This window comes from Pseudomonas sp. B23(2017), from assembly GCF_002113725.1.
Classification (GTDB): domain Bacteria; phylum Pseudomonadota; class Gammaproteobacteria; order Pseudomonadales; family Pseudomonadaceae; genus Aquipseudomonas; species Aquipseudomonas putida_Z.
The window spans coordinates 244,541-256,564 of record NZ_NEJM01000007.1 but is presented as its reverse complement, the minus strand read 5'-3'; the positions used below and the strand labels follow the sequence as shown (position 1 = coordinate 256,564).

Annotated in this window: 12 protein-coding genes; 6 read left to right on the top strand and 6 right to left on the bottom strand. The window is 64.2% G+C overall.

The window, feature by feature from the left end:
• Positions 1-31: 31 nt before the first annotated feature.
• The 5 genes from rng to mreB all read right to left on the bottom strand — a co-directional run bounded on the left by rng (position 32) and on the right by mreB (position 5,076).
• Complete coding sequence (gene rng / locus CAG46_RS14260; RefSeq protein ID WP_013971067.1) at positions 32-1,489, bottom strand: ribonuclease G; 1,458 nt, start codon at positions 1,487-1,489, stop codon at positions 32-34.
• Between the two features lie 54 nt (positions 1,490-1,543).
• Entirely contained in the window at positions 1,544-2,275 is a 732-nt protein-coding gene (locus CAG46_RS14255) for a nucleoside triphosphate pyrophosphatase (RefSeq protein ID WP_085616804.1), read from the bottom strand.
• A gap of 33 nt (positions 2,276-2,308) precedes the next feature.
• The gene (gene mreD, locus CAG46_RS14250) at positions 2,309-2,797 is read right to left on the bottom strand and encodes a rod shape-determining protein MreD (protein ID WP_015269051.1); all 489 of its coding nucleotides are present in this window, start codon (positions 2,795-2,797) and stop codon (positions 2,309-2,311) included.
• Positions 2,797-3,813 carry a rod shape-determining protein MreC gene (gene mreC, locus CAG46_RS14245; RefSeq protein WP_350013044.1) on the bottom strand — a complete coding sequence of 339 codons (1,017 nt, stop codon included), beginning with the start codon at positions 3,811-3,813 and terminating at the stop codon, positions 2,797-2,799. Before mreC ends, mreD begins: the two co-directional genes overlap by 1 nt.
• A gap of 225 nt (positions 3,814-4,038) precedes the next feature.
• Entirely contained in the window at positions 4,039-5,076 is a 1,038-nt protein-coding gene (gene mreB, locus CAG46_RS14240; RefSeq protein WP_003255163.1) for a rod shape-determining protein MreB, read from the bottom strand.
• 205 nt (positions 5,077-5,281) lie between these two features.
• Between mreB and gatC the strand changes: the two genes are divergently transcribed.
• The 6 genes from gatC (at position 5,282) to CAG46_RS14210 (ending at position 10,503) form a co-directional block, all read left to right on the top strand.
• Positions 5,282-5,569 carry an Asp-tRNA(Asn)/Glu-tRNA(Gln) amidotransferase subunit GatC gene (gatC, locus tag CAG46_RS14235; protein ID WP_003255165.1) on the top strand — a complete coding sequence of 96 codons (288 nt, stop codon included), beginning with the start codon at positions 5,282-5,284 and terminating at the stop codon, positions 5,567-5,569.
• Between the two features lie 15 nt (positions 5,570-5,584).
• Positions 5,585-7,036 carry an Asp-tRNA(Asn)/Glu-tRNA(Gln) amidotransferase subunit GatA gene (gatA, locus tag CAG46_RS14230; protein ID WP_024086328.1) on the top strand — a complete coding sequence of 484 codons (1,452 nt, stop codon included), beginning with the start codon at positions 5,585-5,587 and terminating at the stop codon, positions 7,034-7,036.
• Between the two features lie 11 nt (positions 7,037-7,047).
• Positions 7,048-8,493 carry an Asp-tRNA(Asn)/Glu-tRNA(Gln) amidotransferase subunit GatB gene (gene gatB, locus CAG46_RS14225; protein ID WP_085616808.1) on the top strand — a complete coding sequence of 482 codons (1,446 nt, stop codon included), beginning with the start codon at positions 7,048-7,050 and terminating at the stop codon, positions 8,491-8,493.
• Positions 8,494-8,636: 143 nt separating this feature from the next.
• The gene (locus CAG46_RS14220) at positions 8,637-9,017 is read left to right on the top strand and encodes a septal ring lytic transglycosylase RlpA family protein (protein ID WP_025337810.1); all 381 of its coding nucleotides are present in this window, start codon (positions 8,637-8,639) and stop codon (positions 9,015-9,017) included.
• A 60-nt stretch (positions 9,018-9,077) separates the two neighbouring features.
• Complete coding sequence (locus CAG46_RS14215) at positions 9,078-10,121, top strand: calcium/sodium antiporter (RefSeq protein ID WP_085616861.1); 1,044 nt, start codon at positions 9,078-9,080, stop codon at positions 10,119-10,121.
• A 10-nt stretch (positions 10,122-10,131) separates the two neighbouring features.
• Positions 10,132-10,503, top strand: coding sequence for a carboxymuconolactone decarboxylase family protein (locus CAG46_RS14210; RefSeq protein WP_046615782.1), 372 nt, complete (start codon positions 10,132-10,134; stop codon positions 10,501-10,503).
• A gap of 119 nt (positions 10,504-10,622) precedes the next feature.
• On the opposite strand, the gene CAG46_RS14205 is transcribed toward CAG46_RS14210, so the two are convergent.
• A complete protein-coding gene (locus CAG46_RS14205; RefSeq protein WP_085616810.1) occupies positions 10,623-11,981 on the bottom strand; it encodes an amino acid permease in 1,359 nt (452 codons plus the stop codon).
• Between the last annotated feature and the right edge of the window lie 43 nt (positions 11,982-12,024).

Sequence of the window (12,024 nt, the reverse complement as noted above, 5' to 3'; positions counted from 1 at the left end):
CCGGGCCACCCGCGGCGCGTTTCAGAAGGCCTCAGAGCAGCACCACATCGTATTGTTCCTGCGAATACATCGACTCCACCTGGAAACGAATGGTTCGGCCGATGAAGGCCTCCAGTTCCGCGACGTTACCGGACTCTTCATCCAGCAACCGGTCGACCACCTTCTGGTTGGCCAGCACGCGGTAGCCTTCGGCCTGGTAGGCACGGGCCTCGCGCAGGATCTCGCGGAAGATTTCGTAACAGATGGTCTCGGGGGTTTTCAGCTTGCCACGGCCCTGACAGGCCAGGCAGGGCTCGCACAGCACCTGTTCCAGGCTTTCCCGTGTGCGCTTGCGGGTCATCTGCACCAGGCCCAGCTCGGTGATGCCGATGATATTGGTCTTGGCGTGATCGCGCTCCAGCTGCTTTTCCAGGGTGCGCAGCACCTGGCGCTGGTGCTCCTCGTCTTCCATGTCGATGAAGTCGATGATGATGATGCCGCCGATATTGCGCAGGCGCAGTTGCCGGGCGATGGCTGTGGCGGCCTCGAGGTTGGTCTTGAAGATGGTCTCTTCAAGGTTGCGATGGCCGACGAAGGCGCCGGTGTTCACATCGATGGTGGTCATCGCTTCAGCGGGGTCGACCACCAGGTAGCCACCGGACTTCAGCGGTACCTTGCGCTCCAGCGCGCGCTGGATCTCATCCTCGACGCCGTACAGGTCGAAGATCGGCCGTTCGCCCGGGTAGTGCTCGAGGCGGTCGGCGATTTCCGGCATCAGCTCGCCAACGAACTGCGTGGTCTTCTGGAAGGTTTCCCGCGAGTCGATGCGGATCTTCTCGATCTTCGGGTTGACCAGGTCGCGCAAGGTACGCAGGGCCAGGCCCAGGTCCTCGTAGATGACCGTGGGCGCGCCGCAGGTCTTGATCTGGGTGCCGATCTGCTCCCACAGGCGGCGCAGGTAGCGAATGTCCTGCAGGATCTCTTCAGCGCGTGCACCTTCGGCGGCGGTACGCAGGATGAAGCCACCGGCGTCCTTGATGTTCTCGCTTTCCATGCAGTCGCTGACCACCTGCTTGAGGCGCTCGCGCTCGGCTTCGTCTTCGATCTTCAGGGAAATGCCGACATGGCTGCTGCGCGGCATGTACACCAGGTAGCGCGACGGGATCGACAGCTGGGTGGTCAGGCGCGCGCCCTTGGTGCCGATCGGGTCCTTGGTCACCTGCACCACCAGGGCCTGGCCCTCGTGCACCAGGGCGGTGATGTTCTCTACCGCCGAGCCTTCGCGCTGGGATATTTCCGAGGCATGGATGAATGCCGCGCGCTCCAGGCCGATGTCGACAAAGGCCGCCTGCATGCCCGGCAGCACACGCACCACCTTGCCTTTGTAGATATTGCCGACGATGCCCCGGCGCTGGGTGCGCTCGACATGCACTTCCTGCAGCACCCCGTTTTCCACCACCGCCACGCGCGACTCCATCGGGGTGATGTTGATCAGGATCTCTTCACTCATGGCAGGCTCTCGTCAAAGGTCTTGGATAATGATGGATGGCGTATGCAGTGCTGGCTACCGCTGGTTTGTTACCTCTGGCGTATGCGCGGGCGATTGCCAGCAGGCAATGCCGAATTGGCCGAGCAGTTCGGCCGTTTCACTGAGGGGCAAGCCGACCACCGCCGAGTAGCTGCCGGAAAGGCCGGTGACGAACACCGCGCCCAAGCCCTGGATGGCATAGCCGCCGGCCTTGTCCGCGGGCTCGCCGCTGGCCCAGTAGCGTTGCGCTTCCTCGGCACTGATCGCACGGAAGCGCACCTTGCTGGTGACGCACAGGCTGTGCACGCGCTGGCCATCGCTCAGGGCGACCGCGGTCAAAACCTGGTGCTCGCGGCCCGAAAGGTTGGCCAGCATGGCCAGGGCATCTTCGCGGTTTTCCGGTTTGCCGAGAATACGACCATCGAGCACCACGGCAGTGTCTGCACCCAGCACCACAGCCCGATTTTCCAGGGCCGCGGTGTGGCTATTCGCGGGCGCGCCCGCTCCCACAGGGACGGCGCTGCCCTCCAGGCCATCATCGGACCTGTGGGAGCGAGCATGCCCGCGAATGGCCTGCACTGGATGTTCCAGGCTGGCCAGGCCGGCGGCAGCCTTGGCCCGGGCCAGGCGCTCGACGTAGGCCGGGGCGCTTTCATCAGGCAATGGGGTTTCATCGATGGGGGCACTGACGACGCTGAACGGTACACCGATCTGGGTCAGCAGTTCACGACGACGGGGCGAGCCGGAGGCCAGGTATAGCGGGGTCATGCAGACATCTCCCTGTCAGTCGCGGCGGCGCCGTCAGTTGATATGCAAGCGTCGGCGCAGGTCGCGCAGGGCGAAGCTGATCCACGGCCAGAGCAAGGCACTGATCACCGCCGACCAGACCAACGCCAGGGTGGGCAGGCGGTTGCCGGTCAGCGCGCTGAGCCACAGCTGGATCAGCTGGGCAATGCCGAAGATCACCAGGATCACCAGACTCTGCTGCCACATGGGGAACATACGCAGGCGCTGCTGCAACGACAGCACCAGGAAGGTGATGAGGGTAAGGATCAGCGCGTTCTGCCCCAGCAGGGTGCCGTACAGCACATCCTCGGCCAGGCCCAGCACGAACGCGGTGGTCATGCCGACCTTGTTCGGTACGGCGAGGGTCCAGAACGACACCAGCAAGGCCAGCCACATGGGCCGGAACACTTCCATGAACTGCGGCATGGGCGAGACGCTGAGCAGCAGGCCGATGGCGAAAGTCAGCCAGATGACCCAGCCGTTGTTGCGGCGTGATGCAGCCATCATTGCCTCCGGGTGTGAGCGGGTGCGGCAGGCGCGGCAGCCGGCGTGGCAGGTGCGGCCGCCGGAGCTGCAGGCTGCGCAGCCGGGGCTGCCGGGGTCGCTGGTGTGGCCGCTGGTGTGGCCGGCGTGGCAGGGGCGCTGCCAGCTGGTGCGCCCTGCTCGCCCGTCGTGGCTGGCTGGCCTGCGGTCGAGGTGCCCTTGCGGTCAGCCTCTTCCTGGGCAATGGCGGCATCGGTGGCGCGCTGTTCCGGGCTGCGTCGGTCGCTGAACACCAGCAGCATGTAGCGGCTACGGTTGAGCGCGGCGGTGGGGATGGCACGAACGATGGCGAACGGCTGGCCGGAATCGTGGATCACTTCGTTGACCGTGGCCACCGGGTAGCCGGCCGGGAACCGTTGCCCCATGCCGGAACTGACCAGCAGGTCGCCTTCCTTGATGTCGGCGGTATCGGCCACATGGCGCAGCTCCAGGCGCTCCGGGTTGCCGGTGCCGCTGGCGATGGCGCGCAGGCCGTTGCGGTTGACCTGCACCGGGATGCTATGGGTGGTATCGGTCAGCAACAGTACCCGCGAGGTGTAGGGCATCAGCTCGACCACCTGGCCCATCAGGCCACGGGCATCGAGCACCGGCTGGCCAAGAAACACGCCATCACGCTCGCCCTTGTTGATCAGGATGCGGTGGGTGAACGGGTTGGGGTCGACACCGATCAGCTCGGCCACCTCGACCTTTTCGTTGACCAGCGCCGAGGAGTTGAGCAGCTCGCGCAGGCGCACGTTCTGCTCGGTCAGGGCCGCCAGCTTCTGCAGGCGCCCCTGCAGCAGCAGGGCTTCGGTCTTGAGCTTTTCGTTCTCGGCGATCAGTTCGGTGCGGCTGCCGAACTGGCCGGCCACACCTTGCCACGCACGCTGCGGCAGGTCGGTGATCCAGTACGACTCCATGAGTACCAGGCCCATCTGGCTGCGCACTGGTTTGAGCACGTCGAAGCGCGCGTCGACAACCATCAACGCGACCGACATCACCACCAGGACGAGCAGGCGAACGCCCAGCGAAGGGCCCTTGGAGAAAAGCGGTTTAATGGGCCGTTCCTCGTGGACGACTCAGGAGGTCATTGGACATGGGACAACGCACCAGCCTGGTTGCGGGTTGATGGATACGGCGCCCCGAACGGGCGCCAGCCCAGCACATACAGGTAGCACTGTGCGTACTACCTGTAAACCGGGGCTCGTGAACAGCGAGCGGAATCACTCGCTGGAGAGCAGGTCCATCGCGTGCTTGTCCATCATCTCCAGGGCGCGACCACCGCCACGGGCGACACAGGTCAGCGGGTCTTCGGCGACGATCACCGGCAGGCCGGTTTCCTGGGCCAGCAGCTTGTCCAGGTCACGCAGCAGGGCGCCACCACCGGTCAGCACCAGGCCACGCTCGGCGATGTCCGAGGCCAGCTCGGGCGGCGATTGCTCCAGGGCACTCTTGACCGCCTGGACGATGGTCGCCAGGGACTCCTGCAGCGCTTCGAGCACTTCGTTGGAGTTCAGGGTGAAGGCACGTGGTACGCCCTCGGCCAGGTTGCGGCCACGCACGTCGACTTCGCGTACTTCGCCGCCCGGGTAGGCGGTACCGATTTCCTGCTTGATGCGTTCGGCGGTGGACTCGCCGATCAGGCTGCCGTAGTTGCGGCGCACGTAGGTGACGATGGCTTCATCGAAGCGGTCGCCGCCAACGCGGACGGATTCGGCATAGACCACGCCGTTCAGGGAGATGAGCGCGATTTCAGTGGTACCACCACCGATATCGACGACCATCGAACCGCGGGCTTCTTCGACCGGCAGGCCGGCACCGATGGCGGCGGCCATCGGCTCTTCGATCAGGAACACTTCACGGGCACCGGCACCCAGCGCCGATTCGCGAATGGCGCGGCGCTCTACCTGGGTCGACTTGCACGGCACGCAGATCAGCACACGCGGGCTCGGCTGCAGGAAGCTGTTCTCGTGAACCTTGTTGATAAAATATTGCAACATTTTTTCGCAGACGCTGAAGTCGGCGATGACGCCGTCCTTCATCGGACGAATGGCAGCAATGTTGCCAGGCGTACGGCCCAGCATGCGCTTGGCTTCGGTACCGACGGCGACGACGCTTTTCTGGTTGCCATGGGTACGGATGGCAACAACCGAGGGCTCATTCAGGACGATACCGCGCTCACGCACGTAAATAAGGGTGTTGGCAGTACCCAGGTCGATGGACAGATCGCTGGAAAACATGCCACGCAGTTTCTTGAACATGGGAAAGTGACCCTGGGGAAAGCGTGGGTAAAAAAGTGCGGCAAACTCTAACAATGGCAGGGATTTTGGGCAAGGAGCCAATATGTTAAATTGGCTGTTTTTCCGAGCACGCCAGCAGAATTTCGCGGCCGTTAGACCGCCAGAAAGCTGACATGTTCCTCACTGCGGACCCAAATTCCGGTCTTTGTTTCCCCTGGAGATCCCCATGGCGCTTGAACGCTGCGACGTGGAAAAGATCGCCCATCTGGCCCGTCTGGGCCTGAATGATGGCGAACTGCCACGCATTACTGACGCACTGAACAGCATTCTCGGGCTGGTCGACCAGATGCAAGCGGTCGACACTACCGGCATCGAGCCACTGGCCCACCCCCTGGAGGCCAGCCAGCGCCTGCGTCCCGACCAGGTCACCGAAAGCAACCAGCGCGACGCCTACCAGGCCATCGCGCCGTCGACCGAAAGCGGTCTGTACCTGGTTCCCAAAGTCATCGAGTAAGGGATAGAGCCTGCCATGCATCAATTGACCCTGGCCGAGATCGCCCGCGGACTCGCCGACAAGTCGTTTTCCTCCGAAGAGCTGACCGGCGCCCTGCTGGCGCGCATCAAGCAGCTCGACCCGCAGATCAACAGCTTCATCAGCGTCACCGAAGACCTGGCCCTGGGCCAGGCGCGTGCCGCCGACGCCCGTCGCGCCGCCGGCGAAACCGGCGCGCTGCTGGGTGCCCCGATCGCCCACAAGGACCTGTTCTGCACCAACGGCGTACGCACCAGCTGCGGCTCGAAGATGCTCGACAACTTCAAGGCGCCGTATGACGCCACCGTGGTTGCCAAGCTGGCCGAAGCCGGCATGGTCACCCTGGGCAAGACCAACATGGACGAATTCGCCATGGGTTCGGCCAACGAATCCAGCCACTACGGCGCGGTGAAGAACCCATGGAACCTCGAGCACGTCCCGGGCGGCTCGTCGGGCGGTTCGGCCGCGGCAGTGGCTGCGCGCCTGCTGCCAGCCACCACCGGCACCGACACCGGCGGCTCGATCCGCCAACCGGCGGCACTGACCAACCTCACCGGCCTCAAGCCGACCTACGGCCGCGTGTCGCGCTGGGGCATGATTGCCTACGCCTCAAGCCTCGACCAGGGTGGCCCGCTGGCCCGTACCGCCGAAGACTGCGCCCTGCTGCTGCAAGGCATGGCCGGTTTCGACGCCAAGGACTCCACCAGCATCGAAGAACCGGTGCCGGACTACAGCGCCAACCTGAATGCTTCGCTGCAGGGCCTGCGCATCGGCCTGCCGAAGGAGTACTTCGGTGCCGGCCTCGACCCACGCATCGCCGACCTGGTCCAGGCCAGCGTCAAGGAGCTGGAAAAGCTCGGCGCGGTGGTCAAGGAAATCAGCCTGCCGAACATGCAGCACGCCATCCCGGCCTACTACGTGATCGCCCCCGCTGAAGCCTCGTCCAACCTGTCGCGCTTCGACGGCGTGCGCTTCGGCTACCGCTGCGAAAACCCGAAAGACCTCACCGACCTGTACAAGCGTTCGCGTGGCGAAGGTTTCGGTGTCGAAGTGCAGCGCCGCATCATGGTCGGCACCTACGCCCTGTCGGCCGGCTACTACGACGCCTACTACGTGAAGGCGCAGCAGATCCGCCGCCTGATCAAGAACGACTTCATGGCCGCCTTCAACGACGTCGACCTGATCCTCGGCCCGACCACGCCAAACCCGGCCTGGAAGCTCGGCGCCAAGAGCAGCGACCCGGTCGCCGCCTACCTGGAAGACGTCTACACCATCACCGCCAACCTGGCGGGCCTGCCGGGCCTGTCGATGCCGGCCGGCTTCGTCGATGGCCTGCCGGTCGGCGTGCAGCTGCTGGCGCCATACTTCCAGGAAGGCCGCCTGCTCAACGTCGCGCACCGCTACCAGCAAGTGACCGACTGGCACACCCGCGCCCCCAACGGCTTCTGAGGAATTCACACATGCAATGGGAAGTTGTGATCGGGCTGGAAATCCACACTCAGCTCGCCACCCAGTCGAAGATCTTCTCCGGCAGCGCCACCACCTTCGGTTCCGAACCGAACACCCAGGCCAGCCTGGTTGACCTGGGCATGCCTGGCGTACTGCCGGTGCTGAACCAGGAAGCCGTGCGCATGGCGTGCATGTTCGGCCTGGCCATCGATGCCGAGATCGGCAAGCGCAACGTGTTCGCGCGCAAGAACTACTTCTACCCGGACCTGCCCAAGGGCTACCAGATCAGCCAGATGGACCTGCCGATCGTCGGCAAGGGCCACCTGGACATCGCCCTGGAAGACGGCACCATCAAGCGCATCGGGGTAACCCGCGCGCACCTGGAAGAAGACGCCGGCAAGAGCCTGCACGAAGATTTCAGCGGCTCCACCGGCATCGACCTGAACCGTGCCGGCACCCCGCTGCTGGAAATCGTCTCCGAGCCTGACATGCGCAGCGCCAAGGAAGCCGTGGCCTACGTCAAGGCGATCCACGCGCTGGTGCGTTACCTGGGCATCTGCGACGGCAACATGGCCGAAGGCTCGCTGCGTTGCGACTGCAACGTGTCGATCCGCCCGAAAGGCCAGGCCGAGTTCGGCACCCGCTGCGAGATCAAGAACGTCAACTCGTTCCGCTTCATCGAGCGCGCGATCAACAGTGAGATCCAGCGCCAGATCGACCTGATCGAGGACGGCGGCAAGGTGGTACAAGAAACCCGCCTGTACGACCCGAACAAGGACGAGACCCGCTCCATGCGCAGCAAGGAGGAAGCCAACGACTACCGTTACTTCCCCGACCCGGACCTGCTGCCGGTGGTGATCGAGGACAGCTTCCTCGAAACCGTCCGCGCCGGCTTGCCGGAACTGCCGACGCAGAAGGTCGAGCGCTTCCAGAACCAGTACGGCCTGTCGGCCTACGACGCCAACGTGCTGGCATCCAGCCGCGAACAGGCGGACTACTTCGAGGAAGTGGTGAAGATCGGTGGCGATGCCAAGCTGGCAGCAAACTGGGTCATGGTCGAGCTGGGCAGCCTGCTGAACAAGCTGGGCATCGAGATCGACCAGGCGCCGGTCAGCGCCACACAGCTGGGCGGCATGCTGCTGCGTATTCGCGACAACACCATCAGCGGCAAGATCGCCAAGACCGTGTTCGAGGCCATGGCCGCCGGTGAAGGCGATGCCGACAGCATCATCGAAAGCAAAGGCCTGAAGCAGGTCACCGATACCGGTGCGATCGACAAGATGCTCGACGAAGTGCTGGCGGCCAACGCCGAGCAGGTCGAACAGTACCGCGCAGCCGACGAGGCCAAGCGTGGCAAGATGTTCGGCTTCTTCGTCGGCCAGGCGATGAAAGCCTCCAAAGGCAAGGCCAACCCGGGGCAAGTGAACCAATTGCTCAAGGCCAAGCTCGAAGGGTGATTGTTTTACCCCTGTAGTCCTGCGAGGGCTTCGCCCTCGTTCGCGGCTAAAGCCGCTCCCACAGGTACAGCGCCGCTCGCCAGTGCAGCGCCGTACCTGTGGGAGCGGCTTTAGCCGCGAATGGCCGCACCGGAGCATTCGAATTGCTAAAGCGATCCCTGAGCACCCTCGCCCTCTTCTCCCTGCTGGCCGGCTGCGCCAGCCAGGACATCGACGTCGACCCCGACGGTTACGACAAGACCGGCACCGCTTCCTATTACGGCGCGCGCCACCACGGCAAACGCACCGCCAGCGGCGAACCGTTCAACCAGCATGGCCTCACCGCCGCCCACCGCAGCCTGCCCTTCGGCACCCGGGTACGGGTTACCAACCTGGCCAACCAGCGCAGCGTCGTGGTGCGCATCAACGACCGCGGCCCACATACCCGCGGCCGCCTGATCGATCTTTCACGTGCCGCCGCAGAAAAAATCGGCATGATCCGTAGCGGAACCGCGCGCGTGCGAGTACAAGGGCTTAGCGACTGACGCGACAGGAGTCCGACCATTTTCGACCTGGCTACCCTTCCCACCTTCAGCCTCTTGCAACTGGGCATCGCCTTGCTGTTGCTGGTCGGCGGTGCCGAACTGCTGGTACGCGCAGCCCTGCGCCTGGCCCAGCGCCTGCACGTACGCCCGCTGATCATCGGCCTGAGCCTGGTGGCCTTCGGCAGCACTGCCCCGCAAATGACCGTGAGCCTGCAGGCCGCCTACCAGGGCGCGCCGGACGTGGCGGTGGGCAGCGTGATCGGCAGCAACATCTTCAACGTACTGGTCATTCTCGGCCTGGCCGCACTGATCATCCCGCTGCGCGTGTCGCGGCAACTGGTGCGCCTGGACATTCCACTGATGATCATCGCCAGCGGCCTGGTCTACGGGTTATCCGCCAACGGCCACCTGGGCCGGGTCGAAGGGGTGTTGCTGCTGACCGGGCTGGTCGGCTACCTGGCTATGCTTTGGCACCAGTCGCGCCACTACGCCCGCACCTACCCCGCTCCGGCCACCGTCACCAGCAGCACCGGGCGCTTCTGGTCGGGCACGCTGCTGCAGGTGCTGGCCGGCCTGGGCCTGCTGAGCCTGGCGGGTCACTTGTTGCTGGAAGCTGCCGTGGAGGTGGCCACCGACCTGGGGCTGTCCGAGCGCATCATCGGCCTGACCGTCGTTGCCATCTGCACTTCCCTGCCGGAACTGGCCGCTGCGCTGATCGCCGCCCTGCGCGGTGAACGGGAAATCGCCGTGGGCACGGTGATAGGCAGCAACCTGTTCAACCTGCTGGCGGTGCTGGGCCTGACAGCACTGGTCACTCCCGAGCCGCTGTCGATCTCGCCCAACGCCTTGGCCTTCGACCTGCCGGTAATGCTGGGTGTTGCTGCGCTGAGCCTGCCGGTGTTCTATTCCGGTTACCGTATCACCCGCGCCGAAGGCCTGGTGTTTCTCTGCCTGTACCTGGCCTATGGGCTGCACGTGGCGGCGTTCACCATGGGCATGCCACTGGCCGGCCGCCTGGAGCGGTTGATGCTGTTCTACGTACTGCCGGTGCTCGCCATGGTGTTGCTGTACACCACCGCACGAGCCTGGCGTCGCCAACACTAAGGAAAACAACATGGCTGATAGCAAGAAAACCGGCGAACAGATTCGGCGCCAGGTGATGGGCGATGCGTTCGTCGACCGCGCCTTGGGCAATGCCACCGACTTTACCCAACCGCTGCAGGACTTCGTCAACGAACATGCCTGGGGCAGCGTGTGGGCCCGCGACGGGCTGCCGTTGAAAACCCGCAGCCTGATTACCCTGGCCACGCTGACCGCACTCAAGTGCCCGCAAGAGCTCAAGGGGCATGTGCGCGGGGCGCTGAACAATGGCTGTACGGTGGAGGAGATTCGCGAAGCGCTGCTGCATTGCGCGGTGTATGCGGGGGTGCCGGCGGCGATTGACGCGTTCCGTGCGGCACAGGAAGTGATCGACAGTTATCAATAGGTAGCCTGTACCGGCCTCTTCGCGGGTAAACCCGCTCCCACAGGTACTGCACAGGTTTCAGTGCCTGTGGAGCCCCTGTGGGAGCGGGTTTACCCGCGAAGAGGCCGGTACTGTGTTACCTATCTGGCCTGGCGAGCCTTCTTCATCTTGAAGGCCACCCACAGCACCAGGATCCACCCCGGAATCAGCATCACCGAGATGCGAATCGGCGGGGTCAGGTACATCACCACCAGGATCAGCACGATGAACGCCAGGCACAGGTAGTTGGTGACCGGGTGCCCCCAGCTTTTGTAGAACGGGGTAATCCCGGCCGCCAGCTTGGCCTTGCGGAACTTCAGGTGGGTGATGCTGATGCTCGCCCAGTTGATCACCAGCGCCGACACCGCCAGGGCCATCAGCAAACCAAAGGCTTCACCCGGCATCAGGTAGTTGATCAGCACGCACAGCCCGGTGGCGAAAGCCGACACACCCAGCGCGGTCAGCGGCACGCCGCTACGGCTTACCTTCAGCAACTGACGCGGTGCGTCGCCCTGGCTGGCCAGGCCAAACAGCATGCGGCTGTTGGCGTACACGCAGCTGTTGTACACCGACAGTGCGGCCGTCAGCACCACGATATTGAGGATGGTCGCCACCAGGTCACTGTCCAGTTCGTGGAAGATCATCACGAACGGGCTGCCACCCTGCACCACCTTCTGCCACGGGTAAAGCGACAGCAGCACCGCCAGGGCACCGATATAGAAGATGAGGATGCGGTACACCACCTGGTTGGTGGCCTTGGGGATGCTCTGACGCGGGTTGTCGGCCTCGGCGGCGGTAATGCCCACCAGCTCCAGGCCACCGAACGAAAACATGATCACTGCCAGTGCCATCACCAGGCCGGAGACGCCGTTGGGGAAGAAGCCGCCGTACTGCCAGAGGTTGGCCACGCTGGCGTCCGGGCCGCCATGGCCGCTGGTCAGCAGCCAGGCGCCGAAGCCGATCATGCTGACGATGGCCACCACCTTGACCAGGGCGAACCAGAACTCCATCTCGCCGTAGACCTTCACCTGGGTCAGGTTGATCAGGTTGATCACCACGAAGAAGATCGCCGCCGTGGCCCAGGTGGGGAAGCCGGGCCACCAGTACTGCACGTAGATACCCACCGCTGTCAGTTCGGCCATGCCGACCAGTACGTACACCACCCAGTAGTTCCAGCCCGAGACGAAGCCGGCGAACTCGCTCCAGTACTGGTGGGCGAAGTGGCTGAAGCTGCCGGCCACCGGCTCTTCCACCACCATTTCGCCGAGCTGGCGCATGATCAGGAAGGCCATCAGGCCGGCAATGGCGTAGCCCAGCAGGACGGAAGGGCCGGCCAGCTGGATGGTCTGGGCGATGCCCAGGAACAACCCGGTACCGATGGCCCCGCCCAGCGCGATCAGCTGGATATGGCGATTCTTCAGCCCGCGCTGTAACCGCTCGGGCGTGCTCTGGTCTTGCATGAAGTGTCCTTTAGCTCAGTGAGGCTGTGTTTTTTGTGTTGTT